Source organism: Luteibacter yeojuensis, assembly GCF_011742875.1.
Taxonomy (GTDB): Bacteria; Pseudomonadota; Gammaproteobacteria; order Xanthomonadales; family Rhodanobacteraceae; genus Luteibacter; species Luteibacter yeojuensis.
Genome location: NZ_JAAQTL010000001.1, coordinates 1,219,518 through 1,245,526 on the forward strand (window position 1 = coordinate 1,219,518; position 26,009 = coordinate 1,245,526).

The 26,009-nt window shown below is 66.9% G+C and carries 14 protein-coding genes; 3 read left to right on the forward strand and 11 right to left on the reverse strand.

The window, feature by feature from the left end:
- Nucleotides 1-117 precede the first annotated feature (117 nt).
- Together HBF32_RS05370 and HBF32_RS05375 are read left to right on the forward strand one after the other, a co-directional pair.
- Nucleotides 118-1,038 carry a CorA family divalent cation transporter gene (locus tag HBF32_RS05370; RefSeq protein ID WP_166698681.1) on the forward strand — a complete coding sequence of 307 codons (921 nt, stop codon included), beginning with the start codon at nucleotides 118-120 and terminating at the stop codon, nucleotides 1,036-1,038.
- A gap of 261 nt (nucleotides 1,039-1,299) precedes the next feature.
- Nucleotides 1,300-2,370, forward strand: a complete 1,071-nt coding sequence (locus tag HBF32_RS05375; RefSeq protein WP_166698682.1) for a GGDEF domain-containing protein — start codon at nucleotides 1,300-1,302, stop codon at nucleotides 2,368-2,370.
- 92 nt (nucleotides 2,371-2,462) lie between these two features.
- On the opposite strand, the gene HBF32_RS05380 is transcribed toward HBF32_RS05375, so the two are convergent.
- The 5 genes from HBF32_RS05380 to HBF32_RS05400 are packed head-to-tail and all read right to left on the reverse strand — an operon-like array spanning nucleotide 2,463 to nucleotide 7,023.
- The gene (locus tag HBF32_RS05380; protein WP_166698683.1) at nucleotides 2,463-3,089 is read right to left on the reverse strand and encodes an alpha-ketoglutarate-dependent dioxygenase AlkB family protein; all 627 of its coding nucleotides are present in this window, start codon (nucleotides 3,087-3,089) and stop codon (nucleotides 2,463-2,465) included.
- A gap of 7 nt (nucleotides 3,090-3,096) precedes the next feature.
- A complete protein-coding gene (gene sodC / locus HBF32_RS05385; protein WP_166698684.1) occupies nucleotides 3,097-3,627 on the reverse strand; it encodes a superoxide dismutase family protein in 531 nt (176 codons plus the stop codon).
- Nucleotides 3,628-3,679: 52 nt separating this feature from the next.
- Nucleotides 3,680-4,378: a pseudouridine synthase gene (locus tag HBF32_RS05390; RefSeq protein ID WP_166698685.1), complete on the reverse strand. Its 699-nt coding sequence runs from the start codon at nucleotides 4,376-4,378 to the stop codon at nucleotides 3,680-3,682.
- A complete protein-coding gene (locus HBF32_RS05395) occupies nucleotides 4,375-5,433 on the reverse strand; it encodes a class I SAM-dependent methyltransferase (RefSeq protein ID WP_166698686.1) in 1,059 nt (352 codons plus the stop codon). The genes HBF32_RS05390 and HBF32_RS05395 overlap by 4 nt, the downstream gene beginning before the upstream one ends.
- Nucleotides 5,434-5,469: 36 nt before the next feature.
- On the reverse strand, nucleotides 5,470-7,023 hold the full coding sequence (locus HBF32_RS05400) for a protein adenylyltransferase SelO (protein WP_166698687.1): 1,554 nt from the start codon (nucleotides 7,021-7,023) through the stop codon (nucleotides 5,470-5,472).
- Between the two features lie 67 nt (nucleotides 7,024-7,090).
- Between HBF32_RS05400 and HBF32_RS05405 the strand changes: the two genes are divergently transcribed.
- On the forward strand, nucleotides 7,091-7,714 hold the full coding sequence (locus HBF32_RS05405) for a hypothetical protein (protein ID WP_166698688.1): 624 nt from the start codon (nucleotides 7,091-7,093) through the stop codon (nucleotides 7,712-7,714).
- On the opposite strand, the gene HBF32_RS19615 is transcribed toward HBF32_RS05405, so the two are convergent.
- From HBF32_RS19615 to HBF32_RS05435, 6 genes are all read right to left on the reverse strand, one after another.
- Entirely contained in the window at nucleotides 7,699-9,375 is a 1,677-nt protein-coding gene (locus tag HBF32_RS19615; protein ID WP_166698689.1) for an EAL domain-containing protein, read from the reverse strand. The two genes, HBF32_RS05405 and HBF32_RS19615, sit on opposite strands and share 16 nt — an antisense overlap.
- Nucleotides 9,376-9,453: 78 nt before the next feature.
- Nucleotides 9,454-10,401 carry a type II secretion system minor pseudopilin gene (locus HBF32_RS05415; RefSeq protein ID WP_166698690.1) on the reverse strand — a complete coding sequence of 316 codons (948 nt, stop codon included), beginning with the start codon at nucleotides 10,399-10,401 and terminating at the stop codon, nucleotides 9,454-9,456.
- A complete protein-coding gene (locus tag HBF32_RS05420; RefSeq protein ID WP_166698691.1) occupies nucleotides 10,398-11,045 on the reverse strand; it encodes a prepilin-type N-terminal cleavage/methylation domain-containing protein in 648 nt (215 codons plus the stop codon). Before HBF32_RS05420 ends, HBF32_RS05415 begins: the two co-directional genes overlap by 4 nt.
- Complete coding sequence (locus HBF32_RS05425) at nucleotides 11,042-11,449, reverse strand: hypothetical protein (protein ID WP_166698692.1); 408 nt, start codon at nucleotides 11,447-11,449, stop codon at nucleotides 11,042-11,044. The genes HBF32_RS05420 and HBF32_RS05425 overlap by 4 nt, the downstream gene beginning before the upstream one ends.
- A gap of 153 nt (nucleotides 11,450-11,602) precedes the next feature.
- The gene (locus HBF32_RS05430; protein ID WP_205287706.1) at nucleotides 11,603-12,877 is read right to left on the reverse strand and encodes a PstS family phosphate ABC transporter substrate-binding protein; all 1,275 of its coding nucleotides are present in this window, start codon (nucleotides 12,875-12,877) and stop codon (nucleotides 11,603-11,605) included.
- A gap of 250 nt (nucleotides 12,878-13,127) precedes the next feature.
- Nucleotides 13,128-25,964 carry a filamentous haemagglutinin family protein gene (locus HBF32_RS05435; RefSeq protein ID WP_166698694.1) on the reverse strand — a complete coding sequence of 4,279 codons (12,837 nt, stop codon included), beginning with the start codon at nucleotides 25,962-25,964 and terminating at the stop codon, nucleotides 13,128-13,130.
- Nucleotides 25,965-26,009 lie beyond the last annotated feature (45 nt).

Consider the following 26,009-nt stretch of genomic DNA (forward strand, 5'->3'; position numbering starts at 1 on the left):
GTGCGCCTGGCAGCGCCTTTCCCGCGGACAACGGAAGCGTAAACTGCCCACGCGGTCAAGCTGAGGACGATTCCGAACGTGCTGATCATTCACCAACACGGGCAACACGAGAGCCCCATGCTATGGAAGCCCGGCATGGGCAAACCCCAGGCACCGATCTGGATCGACCTCATCGAACCCGACGACGAGGAACGTCGCTGCGCCGCGGAGATCACCGGCCTGCGCGTTCCCGAACGGGGCGATATCGAGAGCCTGGCGATGTCCAGCCGGATCCGCACGGACGACGACGCGATGTATCTGTCGATCCCGTATTTCGCCGACACCGGCAACAGCGATGCGGCCCCCGTGGGCATCGTGGTGACCAACCATGTACTGATGACACTGCGCTTCGAGGCCTCGCCCGCGTTCGACCTCGCCAGCGAGAGCTGCGACGCGCACCGATGGGATTCCAGCGCGGATGCACTGGCCACGCTGATCGAAGCGATCGTGAACCTGGCCGCGAAACGCATGGAGGACGTCTCGGCCAAGCTGAAGAAGCTCTCCGACCGCGTCTTCACGCGGACCCGGATCGGCACCCCCGCGCTGCGCAATTGCATGCTCGAGGTAGGCCGCCTGGAAGGCGAACAGGCGCGCAACCGCTCCTCGATGCTGGGCGTGCAGCGCATCGTCTCGTTCGTCCGCGCCAAGAAGCCCGAGTGGATGTCCGACGACGTGGAAGTGCGCCTGCGCGTGGTGGAACACGACCTGCGTACCCTGGACGAGTTCGACGACCAGGTCACCAACAAGCTGCAGTTCCTGCTCGACGCCAGTCTCGGCTTCATCAGCACCGACCAGAACCATGTGATGAAGGTGCTCACGGTCACCTCCGTGGCGACGATTCCTCCGGTGATCCTGGCCGGCATCTGGGGCATGAACTTCAAGCGGATGCCGGAACTGGACTGGAGCTTCGGCTATCCCATGGCGATCGCGGCCATCCTGGTCAGCATCCTGCTGCCCGTGCTGTTCTTCAAATGGCGGGGCTGGCTGGAAGGCGATTGACCGGACAGCCTCCCTACGCGATTCATTCACATTTGTGAAGAAGACGAATGTGACCCCAATCACATTTTTTTACATTCTGCCGATTTCACCCTAAAGTTAGCGGCTCACCGGCCGACATACCTACGTGGGTTGCCGTGCCTGGATCGCCGGACAGACGCACATGGGGCCCGCCACGGGGGTGCGCCCCTCTCGGGGGAGGGAGTGGTCGGTGCGAATCAACAGCCCATATCGCGACAGGTCGGCGGCGGGAAACGCGCCGTCATGAAAGCTCCGTGGCACGCCCTCGCCGGTACCTTGCCGGAATCGCGCCTGCTCGCCTCCGTGGCGGAGTTCACCCATCACCGCGACATCGATGCCCTCGACCACAGCATGGTGCTGTCGCTCGCGGAGCTGGTGGCGGTCAGCAGCGTCACGCTGTGCAAGCGCGGCGAGAGCCTCCAGCATCCGGTGGATTCCATCGTCGTGTGCTCGCGCAAGCCCGGCGGCGGGTTCGTGGTCGAGGCCATCGATCCGGGCCGCGAAGGCGATCCCATCGACACCATCGTGTGCGCCATGGAGACCCTCGAAGCCATCAGCGACGTGACCGAGGACGGCACCAGCCGGCTGGTCATTCCCATCCAGCGCGAGCACGCCGCCATCGGCGCGCTGATGCTCGAAGCGGAAGACTCGCTGGACGAGGTCCGCTCGATGGTGGAAGGCTTCGCCCGCATCTACGGCAACTACATCGCCCTGCTCAACGAAAGCGAGCGCGACAAGCTCACCGGCCTGTATAACCGGCGCAGCTTCGAACAGCGCCTGCAGCGGCTGCTGAAGCTCCAGCGCCAGCGCTCCCGCGGCGCCACGGCGGCAGGGAAGGAACAGCGCCAGTCTCCCGACGACGTATCCCAGCTTTTCCTGGCGATCCTCGATATCGACCACTTCAAACGGATCAACGACACCTACGGGCATGTGTATGGCGACGAGGTGATCCTCATGCTCGCCCAGCAGATGCGGGCCAGCTTCCGCCAGGGCGACGTGCTGTTCCGCTTCGGCGGCGAGGAGTTCGTGATGCTGATCGCGGCGCGCGACGAGGAGGCGGTGCACGTGGTGCTCGACCGCTTCCGCCGGTTCGTGGCGGGGCATGCCTACCCGCAGGTGGGGCACGTGACGGTCAGCATCGGCTATGCGCGGATCACCGAAAACGACTACCCGGAAATCGTGCTGGACCGTGCGGACAAGGCGTTGTACTTCGCCAAGCAGAACGGACGCGACAGCGTGCATGGGTACGAGTCGCTGACGGCACGCGGCGAACTGGCGTCGCCGGTGGCTCTTGGCAGCATCGACCTGTTCTGAAACCAGGAAAGTGCCGGAGCCGCCATGGCGGCGAGAAGCCGACAGAACAACGAGGCGGCGAGGCAAGCTGCCTCTCGCCGCTATGGCGGCTCCTACAGGACCCCGGGCTTGCGGGAGACATAGCGGCGACCGCCGGCCTCCCCGTGAGGCCGCACACGGAACGCCAGGCTGATACGCGGACCTACCTGCGCGCGCGTCTTCGGAATGCCGTGGTCGTAATGGAACTGGGTGGCGTAGCTCATCGTGAGCAGGCTGCCCGGCTCCATGTCGATATCGAAAGCGCGCTTCGGGGCCTCCCGCTCGCGCAGCGACATCCGCCGAGTGGCTCCCAGCGATAGCAGCGCGATGGGAGCGCCTTCCGCCAGTTCCTCGAGGTGGTCGTTATGGGGTGCCACGCTGTCGCGGCCATCGCGGTAAAGGTTCAGGCCCACCGAGGTGAAAGGCACGCCGGTGTGCGCGATGACCTCCCTGCCCGCCTCGCCCAATACCGGCGGCAGATCGGGAGCGTCCAGCGCGTAATGCCGCACCAGCCGCGGCACGTCCACCTGGCGGCCATACATCGCGCGGCGTTGCGCCTCCCAAGGGACGCCGGCAAACAGGCTCGCGAACCATGCCTCGGCCTCGCCCGGCGCGACGAGCCCCGGCTCGTAAGCGAACCGCCCGTGCTCGTCGTCGACGATCACGAGCGGCTCGGCCGCGAAAAGACCGCCTTGCGCCATGGCTTCCTTACTTGATCACGCCGCAGGCGATGCGCGCGCCGCCGCCGCCGAGCGGCTGCGGCTTGTCGGAGTAGTTGTCGCCGCCCGCATGGATCATCAGCGCGTGGCCCTTCAGTGTGGCCAGCGTCTTCAGGCGCGGCGCGGTGACCGCCGTGGTGTCGGTGCCGTCGGCACCGACGACGAGCTTCGGCAGGTCGCCTTCGTGACCGGCGGTGGAATCCGGACCTTCGTGCATGCCGGTGTGCGCCGGGTCGTAATGGCCGCCCGCGGCGATCGCGGCACCCATCTTTCCGTCCTTCTCGCCGGGCGCGCAACTCGGCTTCTCGTGCAGGTGGAAACCGTGCTCTCCCGGCGGCAGGCCCTTGAGATCGGGCGTGAAGACGAGGCCTTGCGCGCTTTCGGTCACGACGATCCTGCCGACCGAGGCGCCTTCCCCATTGGCGGTGACGAGGGTCATCGGCACGGTCACGCTCTTGTCGGCGGCGTGTGCGCCGGCGCAAACGAGCAACCCGGCCATGGCAACGGCAATACGGTTCATCGCGCACTCCTGGGATTCGAGGGAACCCCGATACTACTACTCTGTAGCAGCCTTACAGGAAGATGCGGGCGGTATCTTCGATCGTCAGCGGGCGCCATTCGCCCGGAGCCAGGCCATCGAGCGTGAGGCCTCCCAGGGCCACACGCTCCAGCGTCTCCACGTGGTTGCCCACCGCCGCGAACATGCGGCGCACCTGGTGATAGCGGCCCTCGATGAGCGTGAGGCGCGCGCGGCGCGGGCCGAGCACCTCCAGCACGGCGGGCTCCAGCGGGTCCGTTTCGCCCTCCAGCATCAGCGTCCCGGCGGCGAAGGTCGCGGCCTCGTCGCCGCGCAGGTCGGCGGCCAGGGTGGCCTCGTACACCTTCGTCACCGCGGCCTTCGGCGAGATGATCCGGTGCAGCAGCTGCCCGTCGTCGGTGAAGAGCAACAGGCCCGACGTGTCGCGATCGAGCCGCCCCACCGTCGACAGCACCGGGTTGCGCAGCGCGAAGCGCGGCGGCAGAAGGTCGTAGACGAGACGACCCACGTCCTTGCGCGAGCAGGTGTATCCCGTGGGCTTGTTGAGCATGAGCAGCATGCCCTGCGGCGGATCGAGCGGTTCGCCGTCGAAACGCACGTCGGCGTGTTCGACCTTGTCGTCGGCGTACAGCACCTCGCCCGCGGCGTCGGTGACCAGGCCTTCGCGGAACATCGCGGCAACCTGCTTGCGGCTGCCGTAGCCGAGGTTCGCCAGCAGGCGGACGAGTTTCATCGGCGGGGCTCCCTGGCTTCGACAACCTTGAAACCGTCCCGCTCGACGACGGTGCGCACGCTGGCGAAGCAGGCGTCGAGCGTGGCCTCGTAGGCGAGGTGGCGATTGGCGACCATCCAGAAGCTGCCGTCTCCGGCAAGCCCCCGGGCGGCCGCCGCGATGAACGCGCGGCCCAGCGAAGGATCGTCGGCGCGTCCCTGGTGGAAAGGCGGATTCGCCACGATGACGTCGTAACCCGCGTCGATGCCCTCGGCAACGTCTTGCCAGCGCACGCTCGTGGCGATCGCGCGGCCACATCGCGCCACCGCGTCGGCGAGGTTCCTCCGGGCGGACTCCAGCGCGCGTGCTTCGGCTTCGTAGAGGTCCACGGCCGTCACCGCGTCGCATCGCGCGACGATTTCGCAGGCGAGATAACCGAAACCGGCGCCAAGGTCCGCCACGCGACCCTTGAGCGAGGCGGGCAGGACACTCGCCAGAAGGGCCGAAGCCGTGTCGACGCGATCCCATGCGAACAGGCCTCGGCGCGTCGTGAAGCGCCCGTCCGCCGTCGGAAGGGGCGCGTCCAGGGCGAGCCATGCGTCCAGCAATGCCGGCACCGGCGTCGCGCCCGGGCGCGTCCAGAAGACACGGCATTTGTGCTTCGAGAGGCAGGCGACGCCGCCGGCGAGCAGCGCGAGGTCGGCCTCGGCGGTCTTGGCGCCTTCCGCGTTGGCCACGCTGGCGACGACGACGCCGGTGGCGTCGACGTGGGACATGGCCTGCGCGAAGAGCGCGCGCGATTCTTCGCGCTGGCGCGTCGGCAGCACCATCACCATGCCGTAGCGTCCTTCCGGGATCTCCGGCACCACCGTGAAGCCGGAGCGTGCCAGGCCATCCGCCGCCGGCTTGAACGACTGCTGCAAGGTCCAGCCCGGCCGGCGCTTCTCGCGCAGCGCGAAGCCGTCGCGGGCGCGCAGCATGAGCAGCCTGCCGTCGCCGGGCAGGGTCAGTTCGCCCGTGGCGAACGGCACGAACAGCGCCTCGAGGGCGGCGTCGGAAGCGGAACCTGCGGACAACGCGAGGGCCTCGATCGAAAAGGTGGACCGGGGATTCTAGCTGCTGCAGGAAAGCATGGAGCACCCGACGCGTTCCCGCGCCCATGCCGGGCGGCGCCCCGCCAGGTGGTCCCTGCCCGGCTGTTCGTCGTACGGACGGCGCAGGGTGTCGAGCAGTTCGTGGATGCCCGCTTCGTCGCCCTGCTCCGCCCGGTCGATGGCCTGCTGGGCGAGGTAATTGCGCAGCACGTATCGCGGGTTGCTCGCATGCATCAAGGCCAGACGTTCTTCCGCGGGCGCCCCTTCGGCCCGAACCCGTTCGGCGTAGCGTCGCAGCCAGGCCTGCAACGGCTCCTCGACGGCGAGGCGTCCGGCCTCCTCGTAGAAGGCGGCACCCACGGTGCCCGTCCGCGGGTCGGCCAGGTCCAGCAAGGCGAGGTCGCGGAAAAAGATCGTCATGTCCATCCCGCCGGCCAGCAACAGGCCGCGAAGGTCGGCCACCAGCGACTCGTCGCCGCCCTGCGAGCCGAGAAGACCCAGCTTCGCCGCCGAGAAGGCCGCGTCCGTCGCCTCGAAGGTCTCCACGTAACGGTCCAGTCCCGCCTGCAGCGGTTCCACGCCGTCGAAAAGCGGCGACAAGGCCTGCGCGAGCCGCTGGAGGTTCCAGTAGCCCACCTGCGGCTGCTGGCCGAAGCGATAGCGGCGATGCATGCGGTCCGTGGTATTGGGCGTCCAGTCCGGATCGAAATCGTCGATCCATCCATACGGACCGTAGTCGATGGTGAGGCCGAGTATCGACATGTTGTCGGTGTTCATCACGCCATGCACGAAACCCACCCGCATCCACTGGGCCATGAGCACGGCCGTGCGTTCGCACACTTCCGCGAAGAAGGCGGCGTATCCGTCGACCGGGGGAAGAGCCGCGAACTGCGGATAGTGCGTGGCGACGGTGAAATCCACCAGGCGGCGCAGGAGGTCGACATCCCCGCGCGACGACGGAAGCTCGTAGGTTCCGAAGCGCAGGAACGACGGTGCCACGCGGCAGACGATGGCACCCGGCTCCGGTGCCGGATGGCCGTCGTACATGACATCGCGCAGCACGCTCTCGCCCGTGGCGACCAGCGACAGCGCGCGCGTCGTGGGCACGCCGAGGTGATGCATGGCCTCGCTGCACAGGAACTCGCGGATGGACGAACGCAATACCGCCCGACCGTCGGCGCCCCGCGAGTACGGCGTGCGGCCCGCACCCTTCAACTGGACTTCCTGGCGGCCGTGTCGGTCCGTGAGGATCTCGCCGAGCCCGATGGCGCGGCCGTCGCCGAGCTGGCCCGCCCAGTGTCCGAACTGGTGACCGCCGTAGGCCATGGCGTAGCCGGTCATGCCCGGCCAGCGCGCATTGCCGGCGAATACCGCGGCGAAGTCGGGGGCGTCAGGGTCGATGCCGAGCATGCCGGCGACCTCGCCGGATACCGCGATCGTCCGGGGTGCCGGCACCGGTGTCGGCTCCACCCAGGAGAACGCCACGCCGGCGACCTGGCGCGGCGTGTTCGAGGTCTCGGGATCGGCCGGGAGTTCGCGGACGAAGGCGTTGTCGAAACGGAGGTCGGTCATTCCTCCGATATCCGGGCGGCGCCCGGCACATGCAAGGTTGCCCTCCAACTCGTGCACACTAGCCACCATGCGCATCCTCTCCTCCACCCTGGCCCTGCTTGCGATCCCGGTCCTGTCCGCGGGTGCCGAGCCGGTGGCCGTGCCGCGCAGCGACAAGACGCTGGTGGAAATCATCAACGCCACCATGGGCACCCTGCCCAATGCCATGGACGCCTTGTCGGCCAAGCTGCCGGGCGGCCTGCATCCCACGTTCGACGCCCCGCCGCAGATCGTGCGCAGCACCCCCTTCATCACCCGGGACGGCTTCCGCGTGAGCGCCTTTGAAGCCCGCGGCATGGACGAGGGGGGCGACGTGCCCATCGTCCGCTTTACGTCCATCCAGCTCGAACAGCGTCCCTGCTTCCAGCGTTCGGGACTGGACGAGGCGTTCCATGCCCCGAAATCCGAGACCGCGCTGCCCGCCGCGCCGTCGATGCTGCCCAACCGATACCTGGTGATGCAGATGCCCTGGGGTCGGCTTTCGTTCGGCACCTCGCAGGAAAGCGGCGGCTGCGTCATCGCCATCGTCGGCGACGCCACTGGCGGCCTGCCTGGCCTGCGCATGCCGTTGCCGCAACCGACCACCGTGCCGGGCATGCCCGACCTGCGCCGCACCTGGCCCATGGCCGTCGGGGCCTACTCCTCGGAGTGAACCGCCTCGCGGACGGGCAGCCGGTCGAGCACCCGCGCGATGCCCTCCTCCGGTACCGCTTCCGAGAAGAGGTAACCCTGCAGTTCGTCGCAACCGGCATCGCGCAGGAAGACCCGCTGCTGCTCTGTCTCCACGCCCTCGGCGACGACCGAGAGACCCAGCGCCGCGCCCAGGTTGGACACCGCGCGGACGATCGCGGCGGAATCGTCGGCCATGGGTGCCATCTGCACGAACGAGCGGTCGATCTTCACCTTGTCGACGTCCAGGTCCTTGAGCAGCGTGAGGCTGGAATAGCCCGTGCCGAAATCGTCCAGCGAGATCCGCACGCCGGCACGTCGGAGGCGCTTCAGCAATCGCACCGTCGCGGCGTCGGCGTTGACGATCGCGGTCTCGGTGATTTCGAGTTCGAGCCGGCCGGCCGGCATGCCGGACGAAGCCAGCACGTCGAACACGGTGTCGGCGAAGCGGTCGTCGCGCAGTTGCACGGCACTCACGTTCACCGCCACGAAAAGGCCGTCGAACGGTGCGAGGCGCGAGCACGCGGTACGGAGCACCCATTCCCCGAGACGCCGTATCAGCCCGGTTTCCTCGGCCACCGCGATGAACTGCACCGGCGGCACCGCACCCAGTTCAGGATGGTGCCAGCGCGCGAGCGCCTCCATGCCCGTCACCCTGCCGTCGCTCGCGCTCACCAGCGGCTGGTAATGGCAATCCAGGCCCTCGCCGGAATCGAGGGCTTCGCGCAATGCCGTTTCCACCTCGCGGCGATGCGCCAGCGACGAGTCCAATTCATCGGTGTAGACCACATAGCGATTGCGCGCCCGCTTCGCCTCGTACAAGGCGCTGTCGGCCTTGCGGGCCATCTCGCCTGCCGCCACGGCATCGGCGTCGATGGAAACGACGCCGACCGAGGTCCCGATGAACGCCGTGTGGGTAGGAACGTCGAACGGCAGGTTCGCCAGCACGAGGATGCGTTCCGCCAGCCCTTTCACATCCAGCGTTCCGTTGTCTTCGACGAGCAATGCGAACTCGTCGCCGCCGATGCGCGCCACGGTGTCGCCGCCGCGGACCAGGGCGCGCAGGCGCGAGCCGAACTGCACCAGCAGTTCGTCGCCGGCATGGTGGCCATAGGTATCGTTGACCCGCTTGAAGCCGTCGAGGTCGAGATAGAACAGCGCCGACTTGCCGCCTCCGCCCGCCGCGCGGGCGATGGCCGCGTCCAGCTTCCCGAAGAGGGCCGTGCGGTTGGCAAGGCCCGTGAGCGCATCGTGGCAGGCCAGCCAGCGCACCTGGGCCTCTGACTCGCGCAGCTCGGTGATGTCGGTGACCGAGGCCAGCACATGCGGCTGGCCATTGAGTTCGATGCAGGTCTTGCGCGTGAGCAGCGTTCGCATGCGTCCATGCAGGTCCGTCACCGCCTCCTCGGTTTCGATCACCTCGTGGCCGCGCAGCACGGTCTCGTCGCCCGCGGCGAAGCGCGCCGCCTGGTCCGGCGGGAAAAGCTCCTCGTCGCGTTTGCCGATGACGTCGCTGGCGGCGACACCCATGCTCTCGCAACCCATCCGGTTCACGAACACCCACCGATGCGACGCGTCGCGCACGAACATCGGGGTGGGCATCAGCTCCAGCACTTTCGACCATGTGGCGAGGTCGTGGATCACCGGCGTCTCCCCTGAAGGTTACTCCGCCAATCTGCGACCCTTTCCGTGATGCCCGCGTATGCGTCCCGGGGGACACGCCTAGGGCGCGCCCCCGGAGCTCGCCGGGCCATCCCGCCATCGCAGCACGGTGTAGAGCGCCTCGCCCGGAACGCGATCCGCACCGGAAAAAGGGAACCTCACCGTCGCTTCGACCGTCGCGCGGCCACCGTGTCCGTCGTCGGCGTTGGCACGGAACGTCATCGTATTTCCCGGCAGCGCGCCGCCGAGCGCGATGCCACCGGGCAGGTTCGTCAGGGGCGTGCCGGGAGGAACGCTGTCGCGGGCGCGAACGATCTCCCGCGCGCTGGGCAGGTCGATACCGCGCACCGCGGCCATGGCCAACACGGAAGCGAAGTCGGGTTGTGGCGCAGGTTGCCCGGACCAGATCGTGATCGCCGGCTCCAGCCTGCTGTACAACTCGTCATCCATGCCGGGCAAGCCCTGGAGTTCTTCGATCGCCGCGAACGCCGTGTACCTGGCGGAAGGATTGCCGGCGCTGGCCACGACCGGCGACACGCCATCGACCGCTGCCGCGCCCATGGTGGGACCGCGCCATTCCAGTATGCGGCGGGTCAGCTGGTCGGCCCGGTCGACCCGACAGCCCGCTGCCACGAACAGCGCCTTCAGCGCGCGCGGCTCGGCGCTGTTGATATCGACCTTGCCGCTTTCGTCGAGCATGGCCACGGCGACATGCACGCGATCGAACACGAACGCCAGCGACCGGCCATCGCCGGGCAGGCTTCCGTCCCGTGGCGACGCGTCGCCCATCTGCACCCGCATGATCTGTTGGCGGCGCGCCTGGGCCACGACGATGGCCCGCATGATCGCGGCCTCGGCCGCATAGCGTGCGCGCTGCTGGCCGAGCGTGTAACGCGTCTGCAAGGCTTCGACACGCGCGATGCCGGCGAATCCGCCCACGAGGATGGCAAGCAGGGTACACGCCCACAGGACGACGAGCAGCGCGACGCCCCGCTGCACCCGCCTCATCGCACGAAGTCCGGCAGGCGGCGGGCGGCGCTGCGTACGTCGGTCGCGTCGGGATCCTGTCTCGGCGCCACGATCAGTGCGGGCCATGCATCGCCCCCTTCTTCCGGGACCACGGTGATCTCCACGGCACCCGGCAGGACCATGGGCTCGCCCCATCGATCCTGCCATGCCGACGAGCCGCGGCGCGAGTAACGCAGGCGTATCGAGCTTACGTGGGGCAACAGGATGTCTTGCGCGCCATCGACGACCTTCGCCTGGCTACCCGGTAACGGCGACAGGCGCGCCTCCAGCGCCCTGTCTTCCTCACCGTCCTTGCCTAACCCGATCTCGATGACCTGTGGCCCCAGCTTTCCCAGGTATCCGGGCAATGTGGAGACGAAACGTACATGCGACGCATCGCCCTCGAAAACGACGGGCGTGTTTCCGTCGAGTACTTTCCATGGCAACGCCGTGGCCGACGACAATTGCCGGCGCAGGAACTCGCGCGCGGCGCGCACCTCGTCGATCCGTGCGATGAGCGAGGAACCATGGCCGACGCTCAGCGTCGTGGAGCGCACGCCCGAATAGACGCCAAGCAGCAGGAGGGCCAGCAAGGCCAGGGCGGCAAGTACTTCCATGAGACTGAAGCCGTGCGTGGCTTTCATGGACCGGCTACCGATGTCGTCGATGCCGGCCTGGGTTCGTCCTGCACGCGCAACGTCGCGAAGTGCGCGACGCGTGCGGCGCCTCCGCCGCGCCAGGCGATATCCAGGTCGATGCGATAGACATGCAGGTCCGGCGCCTGGCCCGGAAGAGGATCCTGGGCGGTCACGACGGTCCGCCATCGATACCGTGCATCGTATGCGCCTGTCGCGGTTCCTTCGCGGAGCGGTTCGCGGTGTCCCATGGCGTCCATCGTCGTGTCGGCCAGCATCGCGATCCGATTCAGTTCCCTTGCGTGTCCCGTCAGCCCGGTCGCGGCTCCCGCGACGTGCATCACGGCGCCGAATGCCAATGCCAGCAGGAGGATCGCGGCGATCGTCTCGAGCAGGCTGAAACCTGCCGCCATGTGCCGGCGAATGTTCCTTGATCGGGCCATGAGCGGAGGCTTGCACCCCTTTGTTTCAATCGCGCGTCGGCGGGCGATCGGCGACTAAAGGAGAAAAAAGGAGCGGGCTGGCGCCCGCCCCTTCACCCGTCCTTCGTGGACGTCGAGCGCCGATCAGTCGATGAGGCAGCTATCGACCTTGGCCTGGGTCAGGCCGGCGTTCAACCAGGCGTAACCCGTGGTGGCGCGACCGATCTTGGTCACCGAGTTGCGGAAGGTCGCATTGGTGTTGTACGGCGAACCGAGGAGGCCACGGGCGGCCGCCAGGTTGGAACCGTTGCCGTGCTCGTTGCCGAGCAGGTTGGTGATCGCGATGATCGGATAACCGGACGACGGATTGGCGTAGCTCTCCGGATCCACCAGACCGACACAGGTGCCGGTGTCCGGCAGGCTGACCAGGATCGGACGGCCGGTGGTCGGATCCGGGTTATCGGCGATGGCCTTGTCGAAGGTCACCGAAACCGTCACCGCCGTCGGGCCGAAGCCGGTGAGCGGGTTGATGGTCGTGCCGGAGGTGTTCGTCACCGAGGCCATCTTGACGCCGCCCACGACACCGTTGGCGACTTCGGCGTAACCGATCGAACCGTCCGCCGGAGCACCCGAGGCGGTGCCGGCGACGACGGCGATCACGCCCGCGTTGCCGCTGCCGCCGAACGAGCTGGCGTACGACGAGAAGTACGACGCAGCGCCCGTGCCGTAGCCCTGGAGGGTCTTGAAGCTGGTGGCCGGGTGCGCGGCAACGCTCGGGCAAACCTTGCTGAGGTGGTTGAGGAACGAGAACGACGTGCCGCTGTTGTCGCTGCGGAAGGCGATGTTGATCGCGCCGCTCTGGGACGAGATGGCGCTCCAGTCGGTGATCTGGCCGGAGAAGATGCCGCAGATCTGGTCTTCGGTCAGCGTCAGCGTGTTCACGCCCGACTTCTTGAAGACGATGCCGACGGCACCGGCGATCGACGGCAGCTGGGTCGGCAGGTTACCGCTGTGACCGGTCTTGTAGTTGTTGTATTCCGTCAACGAGAACGGAGCGTCCGAACCGGCAAAGTCCGCCTGGACAACGCTCGTGGCGGGACCGAAGCCCGTCGTGTTCGGCGGATTGGCGGCGCCGCAGGTAGCGTTCACCTGGAAGTTCGACGCATCGTTGCCGGCGAGGATCTTCTTGCCGCCGCCACTGCCCGTCGGGCAATAGCTGACGGAGACACCGGAAGTGGAGGCGATGTACTGGCCAAACAGCGAACCCGCGGCCATGGTGGTGATCGGCGTCAGCGCCGACGGAAAGGTCGCGCTACCCGTGTAACCGACGGCCGGAAGCGTGGCGCCACCGGCAACGAGAGTGACGGCGCCAGCGGCAGACGCGACACACATCAGGATAGCGCCGGCAATCAACTTCATGCGCACAGTGCCCTTCGAGAACAGCATGATGTTACCCCTTTGCATAGAAGCCCCCCGAGTGGAGGCCTTGCAAGGTTCGTCGATGGTCGTTACCCCATCGTGCCATTGCGATGTCGACGATTATGATGACTTGGTGATTTCGGCAAGTTGAAACCGGGTCCGCATCGCGCTTGCATGGAACCTTCATATCGCCTGTCATGAAAGGCGAAGGGAGGGCCATCCCCTCTCTTCGCCTTCCTGCCCGCAAGGCTCACATCCGGCGAAGTGCCTTCCTCTCCGCGTCGGTCAGCTGCCTGCTCGCATCGCCGGGACCAAGGACGCGTATCGGCGAAGAACCGTCGTAGCCTGCCGCGGGGGAGGCGCTCGACGTGGTGTCGCCGTCGCGCAGTACGCGCACCGAAATCTCCGAGGGCAGCCTGTCGCGTGCATCGGCCTGTTGCTTGCGGGCGACGTCTTCGGCCGCCTGCGATGCAGCTGTCGCTGCGGCGCTGGCGGCGTTCAGGGCACCGACGTTGACGGCGGCCGTCACCGGCACGCCGATCGCCTCGCCCTTGACCTGGATATTGTCGGCGTTGGCGACGCGTGCCGCGGCGATGACGAGGTTGCCCGCGACACGAATACCCGCGTCCCCCGCGTCCACCGTGCCGCGTGGTGCGATGAGGTAGGCGTTGCCCGCCGCCGCCCCTTCGACCGTCTGCAAGGTGGCGATGCCGGCGCCGCTCACCTGGCCGCGGGCGTCGACGCGGCACCACGCATCCACGTCGCAAAGGAACGTCGGCGGCGGAATCTCGCTGCTGGTCTTCGCCCCCTGGCCCGCATTGATGTCGCCGTTGGAACTCCAGATCGTGACATCGCCACCCTGCTCCGTAAACACACGGCTTTGCGCCAGCAGCAGGCTTCGGTCGGCGAAGACGTTGACGTTGCCTTGTTCCAGCGTAAGCAAGCCCATGGAGTTGGGGCCGGCCACCACCCTGCCCTGGCTATTGACAAACTTCGACGGCGCCGACGTACTGCCGATCAGCGCCTGCCCACCCGGGCCCAATAAGGTCACATCACCGCCCTGCTGGGTCTGGATCGTCGAACTGCGGATGTCGAGGTCGCCGGTGCCCACCGTGGCCGCCGCACCGTTGAGCCCTCCCTGCCCCGTGCCGTTGGATGTATAGCCCCACGCCGCCGGGAACAGGTTTGCCAGGGCTTCATAGCCGCGCGCGTACTGGCCGGCATACGGACTCGACGCATCCTGGTAGTCCGTGCCGACCTGCGCCAGCAGCTTGAACAGCACCTTCTCGGCGAAAAGGCGCTGAACGATGTCCGGCTCCTTGTCGAACAGGTCGCGTGCCTGTTCCGGCGTCAGGGCCACCGCCACCTCGTCGCCGAGATGTCCGGTGGCCGTGGCCTTGCCGGCAATGCGCTGCTGCATGAACTGGACGAGGTCGGGCATCAGGCCGGGCAGGCCATCGGTGCCGTCGAGGTAGTGCGCGATGAAGCCTGCCGTGTTTACTCCCGGCGCGATGCCGAAATTCACCAGGATGTCCGCGCTTTCGTGAGGCAGATAGGGGTTATAGAAGTTGCCGACGGCCTGGATGCCTGTAGGCGTCGCATTCAAGCTGGGATCCCTCGGCTTTAGCGTCAGGTCCGCCTGACTCACAAACGGACCGACGTCGCGCCCCGCGTCAACCACGAAAGTTCCCGGTCCACCTACCAGCAATGCAGGAACCTTGTTGCTCCACCACGAATACAGCCCGGAGACATTGGCGGCATTGGGATAGGCCGTATCGTAGATGTCCCGCCCAGCCGACACACGTGTGATGTCCGACGCGCGCGTGTGCTGGCCTATCAGCGACAGATTCACGATATCGCGACCGGCCCGGATATCGGCTTGTTTCGACGGAAGCAGCACCAACGCATTCCAGGTGATGCCACTTGCATCCGTCAAACCACTGGTGATGTCGCCATCGGCTGCGTAGATCCGTACGGGCGTCGTGTCGTCGGCATGCAATGCGTCCGGCTCATGGAACGAGGCATTGGTCGCCGCCGATTTTTCATCCGCGCCCAGCCAGTTGCCGCCAGACATCAAGGGCTTGAGGGGCGACGGCATATCGTTCGGGGACGAATCGATCAGACCGAAAAACCTGCTCGTGAGCAGGACATTGGATGCGGTGAGTCCGATACTGTCGGCCGCGAGCAGGGTCAGGTTACCCTCAGGTGAGGGAAACAGCTGTCCATTCGTACGGATATCGATACTCCCGCCCATCGCCGCCAACGCGATGTTCGCCGCTAGCAACACGCCGGCACCGGTGTCGCCGGCACCCGTGTCGAAGGCACCGCCGAAGACCCGCCCTGGGGCCAGCAGACTGCCGAACACGACATCGCCGGCCACCGACGCCGCGTCGAAGGAGGACGCCGTCGAATATCCCTGGCTGTCCGGATGGCCCGCCGGCGACAGGACGCCATAGTACGAAGGATCGTAGACGCCGCCGATGTCGGCGCCCTGCCGTGCGCTCACCGTGGCCTGCGTATCCTGTAAGCCGAATAGCGTCGACACCGGCGTCGTGACGTCGCCGCCCGCGGACCCCGACGACACGCCCGTATCGACGTTCGCCAGCGACGGCGATACCGCGATGGCGCCATCGGCGCGCACGTCCATCGTCCCCTTGGCGACAAAGTAGGTACCGCTCAGGATGTCGCCGCCGGCGTGCACGGACAGGTCGCCACCTCCGACGGTCGCGATCGACTTTCCGTCGGTGTTCTTGTACCAGGTGGTCGGCAACGAGACGGACAGTTCGCTGATATCGCCGCCCGCGTCGACGTCCACGTTACCTCCGACGCTCATCACGCCCTGGCGGAAATTGGCGAAATCGATGGACGAACGCGACCCATCGGCGGCATTGCCGACCTGCATCCATTGCCACCAGTACTGCGCTACCGACGTACCCGGGTTGGATTTGGTCTGCGAGCCGTCGGCATCGACGACGCCCTGGATAGCCGTGATGTCGCCGCCGGCATGCAGGTGGATGTCGCCCGCATGATCCGGATTGACCAGGCCGTTCACCAACATATCCGGCTGGTTGTCGTACTTGCCGGAGAGGTCTTCCGCGGGTCGCAGGACGTCGCTTTCCGTACCCGCCGTCGTACCCTCGGCCGGCGCGCCGGCCGTGTAGATCGTGGCCGGTGCCGCCGCGTCCAGCCATTGGATATCGCCGGCGGAGACCATGTCGATGTCGCCCGTTCCCGTGCGGATCGTCGTCGGCATATACAGCGTCTTGCCGGAGAACGGGCCATTCGGCGTGACGATGGTGGGATCGGTCACGGTGTCCTTGACCGCGAAATGGCCGTCCAGGCGCACATTCGCGGCGGATGCCGCCAACGTGGAAAGCGGATCGGCTGCGCCAGTATCGGCGCCCGCCACAAAGCGGTACGACGTGCTCGGACCACCCAGCAGGGTGGCCGAAGCGAGCGATGCGGCATTGCCGTAGGACGGCATGTTGGACGGCGAATTGTTCGCCGCGGGTTTGCCATACGAAACGGCCGGCGGCGGCGTTGCGTCAGCTTGTTCGCGCGGCGCAAAGGGCGCGTAGAACAACTGGCTGTTCAGTCCATCGCCGATGAACTGCGCGAGATTGTAGTAATCGAAGTGGCCGCTGATGTATCGGGTGTAGTCGCGTGACCAGTCCGAATAATCGCTGGCGATGGGCAACAGGATCGGCGACGGCGTTTCACCCGTGGGCACGAACAGCGGGAAGGTATTGCCCAGCCAGTCGGCGTAGGCGTTGGCATAGTCGTCGTAGGTGGCGAAGCTCGCGGGCTGCGGAGCCTGCTGGGTGGTCGGGTTGTAGGTCAGGAACCCAAGGCTGTTCTGCGCCACGAAGGTCGTGGACCAGCCGAAGTTGGTCTCGTTGTCGCCGAACTCGACGATGTACTTCTGGTAATTGTTGTAATAATCGTCGGTCTGCTTCTGAAGCGGCGCAGTCAGGGGCTGGTAATACGGGTCCTTGGTGATATCGGCCGTGCCGCCGCCGGGTGTCTTGAATTCGCCCGGATCGCCGGAAGCCAGGTTGATCGTGCCGTTCCACGCACCGTTGGCATCGAGGAACAACTGGGCTTTCTGGTAGGCCGTGAGCGCGGCGGTGTAAAGCGGATTGACCGGATTGACCGGGTTCGATTCCCTGGGCGCGAAAGGCGCGTAGAACAACTGGCTGTTCAATCCATCGCCGATGAACTGGGCGAGATTGTAATAATCGAAGTGGCCACTGATATATCGGGTGTAGTCGCGCGACCAGGCCGAATAATCGCTGGCGATGGGCAACAGGATCGGTGAAGGCGTCTCGCCCGCCGGCACGAACAGCGGGAAGGTGTTGGCCAGCCAGTCGGCGTAGGCGCTGACATAGTCGTCATAGGTGGCGAAGCTTGCGGGTTGCGGAGCCTGCTGGGTGGTCGGATGGTAGGCCAGGAAGCCGAGGGCGTTTTGCGAGACAAAGAGCGAAGACCAGCCGAAGTTGGTGTTGTTGTCGCCAAACTCGGTGATGTATTGCTGGTAGTTCACATAGTAATCGTCGTCCTGGCCCTTGGACGGTGCGGTCAGTGGCTGGTAGTACGGATCCTTGCTGATGTCGGCCGTGCCGCCGCCGGGTGTCTTGAATTCGCCGGGGTCGCCATCGGCCAGGTTGATCGTTCCGTTCCAGGCATTGTTCGCATCCAGGAAAGCCTGGGCGGCCTGGTACTCCGCCAGCGCGGCGTCGTACTGCGGATCGTCTGGGGCATCGCTGGGAGGGTCGTTGAGCTGGGCGCCGTCGTTCGACTGGTAGAAGCCGTCCGTGATGCTGGCCTTGAGATCGAGATTCCCGCCGGCGCGCACCGTCAGGATCGGCGCCTCGCCGTTGTAGCGGTAGGCAAGCTGTGGCTTGCCATCGGCACCGGTCACGCCTGCGCCGAGGTTCCAGTGGGTGACGACCTCGATATCGCCGTCGTTGCCACCGTCGACCGGATTGCGCAGTTCGATACCCGGACGCACGTGGACATTGGCGATGCCGGCGAAGCGGTCGCCGAAGGTGAAGCCGGGCTGCTGCACGAAGCCCATCAGCGTGCCGGGCCCGTGCGTGGGATCGCCGTCGCGGTAGCCATAGAAGCCCGCGTGATCGAGGTTGATCGCATCGGGTGTGAAATAGTACTGGTCCAGGTAATCCGCCTGCTGGGCGGCATCGGTCGGCGGCGGCAGGACATTGCCCTTGCCGTCGGTCCAGGTGCCCGCCACCATCGTTACGCCATCCTTTTCGAACCAGCCGGCCGGATCGATCACCCCGTCGAAGTACTGCTGGTTGCTGGTGCCGTCCTTCGTGCTCCACACGGCAAACGGCTCGACGGTGACGTCGCGTGCGCCTGTGATCGACCCCGGGTTGTCGATCGTCACCGGCACATCGCCATCCGCGAGCAAGGGTGCGCGGATACTGAGCTTGCCACCGGCAAAGGCGGTATTCGCGCCGCCGGAAACATCGATCCGCGCGCCCGCGCCCACGTGAACGTAACCGGCATCCGCGCGATCGACTTCTTCGTAACCGTAAGTCGGATCGGTGCCGCCGTTGCCCGTGCCCGTCGTGCCCAGCAGCACGTCGCCGCCACGCTGCTCGGGCGTGGTCACGTGGGCATCCAGCGTGCCGTTTATGTCGACGCCCTGGCGTGCCCACACCTCGATACGGCTGCCCGCCGGCGAGCTGGCATCCACGGTGCCGTCGATACGCGCCTTGCCGCCATTGGCGTAGAGGTAGACCTTGTTCGCGGTCAACGTATGACCTGCCGACAGGGCCAGGTCGCCCTCCCCGCTGGTGATATCCACCAGGCCTGTCGAGCCGCTGGCAGCGACACGTCCGGCCAAGGTATCGAGATCGAGCGCACCGCCGGTTCCGATGGTGAAGTAACCGCCCCGATAGCCGTCTGCCGCATGACCGTCATAGCTGCCGCCCAAGGACAGCGCGCCGCCCGCGACGGCCTTGAACGAACCGGCATCGCCGGCTTCCGCGGCACCGCCGTAGCGCACATTGGCGCCATCGTCGATGGCGATATCGCCGATCGCGCTCAACACGAGGTTACCGCCCGGCGCGTACGCCGCCGTGTCGAAGAATTGGCGGGTCACGCCACCGACATCGAGCGTCGCGCCGGCATCCACGCGGATACCGCCCTGCGTCGCATCGAGGGTGAGGCCGCCCGCGGCGGCCTTGAGGTTCATGCTGTCGTCGATGCTGGCCGCACGCAGGGTGAGCGAGCCACCGAGGCCATCGCGGGAGAGCGCCGTGCCTTCGGTACCGTGCAGGCCCAAGCTGCCCGTGGTGACCAGTGTGGTGGCGGCGCCGCCATCGGCGACAAACACCGGCGCCGAAAGATTCACGGAGGCCGCACCGAAGTCCATGCCGCCCTGTGCCGCGGCGACGATGCCGGAGGTGGCGGAACCGTCGAAGGCGCCGAACCCACGCAACATGGCCTTGCCCTGGCCGAAGTCGATTTCGTTCGCATCGACGTGGAACACGCCACCGCCCGCCAGTGCGTCGCCCGCCGTGGCGCCCAGCAGGTTCGCGAAGGTGACCGTGCCGGCGTGCAGGTTCACGTCGTGACCGTCGCCCGCGAGCGCCCCCGCGCTCAGGACGAGACTGTTGTCGACAGCGACGTCCTGTGCACCAAGGAAATCGATGTTTCCTCGGCTGCGTAGCGTGACCGAATCGGAACCACGCCATTGCGCCAGGGTCGCCGCGCCGATAGCCAGGCCATCGGAGGGTGCTGTCGCGTCTGCGCCGACGAAAGCGATGCGGTTGGCCGTGGCGTCGATATGCCTGCCCGACAGCAGCGCATTGTCGTCCACGCGCACAAGACCGGTCCCATCCAGCGACAGGGCGTTGCCGCCCGCCACCGTCGCGCCGGCGTCGATCGTCAACATGCCACCCGGCGAACCGTTGCCCAGGCCGAAGCGCGAGATGGATGCGGGATCGTTCTGCGAGACACGAAGCATCGCGCCGTTGCCGTCGATCGCCGACACCGGCTTGCCGCCGGCATCGTTGCCCGCGTCGCGGCCGAAGACCAGCGGCTGGCTGGCTACCGGGTTGCCGTTCCCTCGCGCGGCGAGGACGCTGCCGTTTTCGAGGGTGATGCCGTCACCGTCGGCACCGGCCACCAGCAGGATTTCCTGGCCGGCCAACGGATGCGCGGCGTCGTTCGAAAGCAGGACGGCATCGGCGGTCACGTCGACGTGATCGCCGTCGGTGTCGCTGCGCCGGGTGCCGCCGAGAAGCAGGCTGCCCGCACCCAGCGTGGTGAGTCCGTCCGCCGAGATGCCGAGGTATCCGTCGCGCGCGGTATCGCCACCGCCAAGGATCTGGATGGCCTGGCCGGCAATATCCACCTGCGAGGTGCGGCCGCCGTCGTCCGGCGTGGCGTCCAGCGTCGCGCCGAGGTCCAGCCGATGCCCCGCGCCAATCTGCAGCCTGCCGGCATCGGCCGCCAGGGGCGGTGCCACCTGGCCCTTCTTGCCGGCGGCGGCATGGAAGAAGGTATCGGCATCGGTCAGGCGGTACTGCGAGTATTGCTGCCAGGTGTCCGCCGACTGCACCACGAAGGTCGTCGTCCGCGCGTCGTGCGCACCGGTGAGCGCGTCGCCATAGTAACCGCCGACGGCATAGCCACCGTCCGCGAACGTCGCGGCACGGCCGACGACGGCATCGCGCGACGTCGTCTGGTAGATGCGCATCGCACCCGGCAAGGTCGCGTACTGTGCCGGCAACAGCGTGTAATAACCGGCGGACAGGCCAGGCACACCGGAGAGATACACCTGGCGGCCCACGCCAGGTTGGGCCACTCCGTTAGCATCCATGGCCAGGTCGTTTGGCGCGATTGCGCCGTGGTAGCCCGGCAGGATCGCATAGACGGCTGCGCCGTTCGGCGCCGTGGCAAGCAGGTCTCGTGTGCCGCCTGTGCCCGGCACGAACTCCGCGGCCTGCAGGCCGCCACCGCCATCGAGGTCGATGGTCGCGCCCGCGTCGAGCGCCACGGCATCGCCCTGAATGTCGACCTGCTTGGCGGGCGGCGCATCGATAAGAGGCGCGGCGGTATTAGTCCTCAGGGCGTAATGCCATTCCACGCCGTCCACGGTGTTGCCGTAGGGCACGGTGAGGCCATCGAGCGACACGGAGGTCACACTGCCAGGAGCGAGATGGACGCTCTTCGTGTTGGCCAACGCCGGCAAACCGGCGGTCAGGCCGAAATCGGTGGCGCTCGCGGTCGGATCCGTCGTGCCCAGCACGAGCGTGCCCGAGGGCACGCGGATCGTTCCCTGCTGTTCGATATGGTCGGCGCTGACCAGCAGCGCGCCTCCGGCGGACAGGGGCGTGGCCGGCGCGTGGCCGGATGGAAGGAAGGTGACGGTCGTTTCGCGTGCATTGCCTGCCGCGTCGGGCAAGCCCGAGGCGTTCGCATCGATGGCGAAACGGTAGCCGCTGGTCGGATACACCTGCCCTGCCGAGAAGACCAGGTCGCCCGTGGAGAACAACATGCCTGGGACGACCTTCGAACCATCGCCCCCGGCAAAAAGAGATGGGAAGGTAAAGCGAATATCGTCGCTGGCGTTGAAACGGGCCTGTCGCCAGCCCTGCAGGTCGATCATGCCGCCCATGTCGATGTTGGCGGCGTTCACATCGAGGATGCCATCGCCCGCCACCGCTGCCGGCTTCGCCGCGCTACCGACGATCTGAACGTAGGGCGCGGCGATGCCTACATGGCCCGCGCCCTGCCCGTAGCCCGTCGGCATGCCGATGCCCGTGGCATTCGCGGGCAACGCCTCGATTCCGGATGCGTTGACGAGGACCTGGCGACCGAGATTGAGGTTGACGTCGCCGGCGAAAGCGAGCGGCAGGATCCGTTGTCCGGCCGGTGTCTCGTCTGCCGGAGGACCGAACTGCAAGGTGCTTATGCCCGAACCGTCGAGCACGTCGGCGGCAAATTCAATGGTGCCGTCCGCGCCGAAAACACCGCCGTCGATGGCGTCATCGCCAGCGAAGGCTGGCTTGCCATCCTGCGACTGACGCACGAGGATGCCGGTGGGCCTGACCTTGGCGGAATCGTCGTCCCCATCCAGCGCCACAATCTTGAGCGACCCGCCCTCCGCCGATGGCGCGCCGCCATGCGCGTCCAGCGTCGCGCCGATGTACAACCCCGCGGACGCACCGAAGACGATGCTGCCCGCATCGCTCCATACCGCCGTCGGCACCACGTCGGCCGTCACGCCGTTGAGGCGGCGCGAGGCTCCAGGCAGATCGAAGGTATCCGCCGCACCGGAGACATCGATGCGGGCACCGTCGTCGGCGATCACGAAGGTTTCGTAGCTGCCGTTCAGGGCGACCGAGCCGCCTGCGAGCACGTCGCCGACACGCGGTACCGTGCGCCCAGCCGGGCCGTTCGCCGGGACCGCCTGCGGATCCACCAGCGCGACGCCGCTGGCATCGAGCACGGCATGGCTGCCGACGCGTATACGTGAAGTCAGTCCCCCATCGGCCGTGGGGCGGGTGGTGGAAAGGTTGATCGCTCCCCCGTGCGCCACCAGGTTCCCGTCGACCTCGACGTTGTGCCTGGCCAGGATATCGATCAGGCCGCCGGCATCGACATCGACGACGGCACCCGTCCCGATCCTGGCCGATCCGGATACGCCCGGTATATCGGGCGCCTGCGGCGGGGATCCCGGATTTAACGCTACCCAGTTGAGATATTCGCCAGCCCGCACGGTGAGTCCTGGCGTCTGGTCCGCCGAAGTGCCGCGCGTTGCCCAGCGCTGCCAGTCGTCCAGGAAACCCACGCCGGTCACTGCCGGCGTATCGTAGAGGTCGGCACCGGTGGGCAGCACGCGCAGCCGATCGATGTCGCCGAGCATGTTGGCCGGCCGGACCACGACGCGCGTGCCCTCCGCCACCGTCGCATCGGTGACCGAATCCAGGTTGTAGCGGCTGAACCCCTGGCCAGAGAAGAAATCGGGCGAGAGCCAAAGGCCGTTCGGGAGCGCCATGTCCGAGGGATCGCCACCGACCTGGATCTGCGCGGCCCGCAACGTCAGTGCCCCGCCGCCGGAGAACCCCCAGCTTCGGAGCGTACCGTCCAACTCGATATGACCATGGTCCAGCGCGAGAGGCGGCGAGCCGCCATTCCAGACACCGCTGGCGCCATTCGGGCTGTATGTTTCTATCGCGACATTGCCGCCGCGCCCGCTCGGAACGCCGTGATCGAGGCTTACCCTGCCGCGCGTGTCCACGTAGCCGCCGCCGGAGACATCGATGACGCTGCCCTCCTCCAGCGCGATCGAGCCCGTACGGTCTCCGCCATCGCCGCTGCCTGGCGCAACGGCGGCCGTATAAGTGGTGAGCGTCACGTTCCCGCCGTTGATCCAGCGGCCGCCCTGTGCATGGTTCGCGTCCAGGCCGCTGTCGTTCACCCACTGGCCGCGCGCGCTGAGCGACGCGCCGTCGTGAAGCGTCATGTCCGGATCCTGGGGCGGGGACGTGGACGATTGGCCCGGAGCCGGCACCAGATTGCCTGCCGCTATCGCGATATGGCCGGAGGGAGCCTCGATACTCCCATAGATGTCGATCCGGCCTCCGGACATCGATACGCTGCCTCCCGGCTGCACGACGAGGCGAGTGCCGCTCGTTTCCTCGATGGTGTTCGCGCTCAGATCGAGCGTGCTGAAGCCCGCCTTCCCCAAAGTGTCGGCACCGATGACCATCCAGGGCGCATCGAGACCGGCCGCCACGTCCACGTCGCTCCACTGCGTATCCTTGTCGAAGCCCGGTGACAGGGATTCCAACGTACGCGACACCTCCTGCACGCGCAGGCCGCGGTTGCTTCGTCCGCCAAGAGACGACGTGGCAACGTCAAAAGCGAACGAACCGCCGTCCGGCTGCGTGCCGCTACCCGTCTGCTGCGTTCCCGGCGTGGCCTGCGCCGACATCTCGCCATCGAGCGCCAGGGCGATATTGGCGTGCACCGTCAGCTTTCCCGCGTCCGCGCCCTTGACGAAACCCTCCTGGTAACGGCGCGTACCGCCCATGACGGGCGAGTTATAGGTTTCGCTCACGCCCCATCGCGCGTGCGAGTTGGTGTACTGGCCCGCAAAGCCGACATAAGCCACGTCCGGGTCGGCCGAGGCGATGTTATAGATGCGCCCGTCCGCGCCGAGCAGGTTCGGCGTGGTGATCCAGCCCGACTGGTAGGCGAGGTAACCACCGTCCAGCGCCATGCGCGAGCCCGTGCGCGCGATGACCTCGTTGCCGTCGAGCGTGATCGATCCGCCTCGGGTAAGCATCTGGTCGATGTCGCGCGGCATGTTCTGCACGTAGCCGGCCGCGTTGAGGATCGGGCTGCCGATCCAGTCCAGACCATCCGCACGCGTACCCGACACCGTGCTGTCCAGCAGGATGTTCTTCTGCGTGTAGAGGAAGCTGTTGCGCAACAGCGGCGAATCGGCGAGTTCGTTCTGGCCGATGCGCGGGATGCTGACCAGGAGGGCGGACATCGGCAATTCGACGTCGGCCAGACCCGATACGTCGATCGTCGCGCCGCTGTCGATATAGACCCGTCCATCATTGGGTTGTGCGGTGGGTCCCCCTGTCGCTTGCGCGCGCAACGCGACGGTACCGCCAGGTGCCTCGATCAGCGAGCCGCCGTCGAGCGTGACCTTCGAGCCGGTCACCGTGATGCTGCCAGGCACGAACACCTTGTCGGCATCGGATGTGGAGGTGGTAGTGGTTCCATCCTTCTCGGGAAGGACAGCGGTTACCGACCCCGCGCCGAACTCGACGGGTCCCGTGATGTCGCCCCGCCTTGCGCCCTGAAGCGAGATAGTCCCGGGGCGCGAAATGCTGGTGGATGTCACGACCACGCCATCCTGCGCGATATGCGGGCCAAACATCGTTATCGAACCGCGGCGCGCCTGAACCAACCCGCTGTTCTCCACGCCTCCTGTCAGCGGGGCCAAGGAGGGAGCGCTGGGGTCTACTACCAGATCCAGGGCACCGGCGGCTCCGACATTGGCAATCTGGCGCGCCGACGCCAGGACCACCTCGCCATCGTCGGCAACGATCGACCCACGATGGATGACCTGTGGCGCTGCGAGAATAACGACCCCTTCGCTGCCGGCGTCGATGGACGCACCCTTTTCGACGACCACGCTATTGTCACTGGACACCGCCGCATCGGTCACGAACACGGGCATGTTGATGCGGGTTGGATCGGTGATGCCTGAAGCGAGGAATGTATCGTTACTGGTCTTCAGATCCTTCGAAAACAGATACATCGAGCTGGCCAGGAGAGAGTGCGTATCCACCTGCGCCCCCTGCCCGAAAATGATGCCGTTCCGGTTGAGCAGGTAGACCGTACCTTCGGCCTTCATCCTGCCGAGGATCTGGCTGGGGTTGGCCGACGGATCGTTGACCCGGTTGAGCGCGATCCAGTCGTTGCCGCCGCCGGTAAGGTTGCCGCCGCTCTGGTTGAAGTACAGGGTGGTGTCGCGGCCGACGTTGAAGCTGTCCCAGGTCAGGATCGCCTTCTTCGCGGTCTGCTTCACTTCGACCGTGTGCTTGCCGCCGGCCACCGTATCGGTCGGCGCATGGGCGTTCTGCCACAGCGACGGATCCGCGGCGATACCGGCGGCCGGCTTCAAGCCGCCCTCGACCAGGCCGTCGGGCACCTTGGACACCCGTTGCGCCGCGGCGGCCTGGGCGTCCTTCTGCTGCTGCATCTGCGTTGCGAGCGCCGCGGCGGCGTTGTTGAGGTTCTGGATGGAATTCTGGACGCGCCGCTGCAGGAGCGCGCTGCCCGGGGTGAAGCTGACATGGTTGCCGTTGTCGACTCCGGCGGACGGCGCCGAGGGCGGTCGTGCGCCCGGCTGCTTCGTCGCGAACCAGGCCTGGCTGAAGGCGGGCGGCGTGGTGCCCGCGTGCGCGATGCCGGTACCGAACAACGCCATGGCGATGAACTGGCACATGGCGCGGCGATGCAGCGTCGGCCGGGGCTTGATCGGATTCGGGCGGCGGGTGTCGTTGGGAGTCTTGGTACGCACGATCATGACTGACCTCGGGAAGCAGAATGCGGCGCCCTCGCGCCGCGGTAT

Coding starts and splice junctions, on each gene's coding strand:
- HBF32_RS05370 (WP_166698681.1), top strand. CDS start 118: ATGCTATGGAAGCCCGGCATGGGCAAACCCCAGGCACCGATCTGGATC.
- HBF32_RS05375 (WP_166698682.1), top strand. CDS start 1,300: ATGAAAGCTCCGTGGCACGCCCTCGCCGGTACCTTGCCGGAATCGCGC.
- HBF32_RS05380 (WP_166698683.1), bottom strand. CDS start 3,089: ATGGCGCAAGGCGGTCTTTTCGCGGCCGAGCCGCTCGTGATCGTCGAC.
- sodC (WP_166698684.1), bottom strand. CDS start 3,627: ATGAACCGTATTGCCGTTGCCATGGCCGGGTTGCTCGTTTGCGCCGGC.
- HBF32_RS05390 (WP_166698685.1), bottom strand. CDS start 4,378: ATGAAACTCGTCCGCCTGCTGGCGAACCTCGGCTACGGCAGCCGCAAG.
- HBF32_RS05400 (WP_166698687.1), bottom strand. CDS start 7,023: ATGACCGACCTCCGTTTCGACAACGCCTTCGTCCGCGAACTCCCGGCC.
- HBF32_RS05405 (WP_166698688.1), top strand. CDS start 7,091: ATGCGCATCCTCTCCTCCACCCTGGCCCTGCTTGCGATCCCGGTCCTG.
- HBF32_RS05415 (WP_166698690.1), bottom strand. CDS start 10,401: ATGAGGCGGGTGCAGCGGGGCGTCGCGCTGCTCGTCGTCCTGTGGGCG.
- HBF32_RS05420 (WP_166698691.1), bottom strand. CDS start 11,045: ATGAAAGCCACGCACGGCTTCAGTCTCATGGAAGTACTTGCCGCCCTG.
- HBF32_RS05425 (WP_166698692.1), bottom strand. CDS start 11,449: ATGGCGGCAGGTTTCAGCCTGCTCGAGACGATCGCCGCGATCCTCCTG.
- HBF32_RS05430 (WP_205287706.1), bottom strand. CDS start 12,877: ATGAAGTTGATTGCCGGCGCTATCCTGATGTGTGTCGCGTCTGCCGCT.
- HBF32_RS05435 (WP_166698694.1), bottom strand. CDS start 25,964: ATGATCGTGCGTACCAAGACTCCCAACGACACCCGCCGCCCGAATCCG.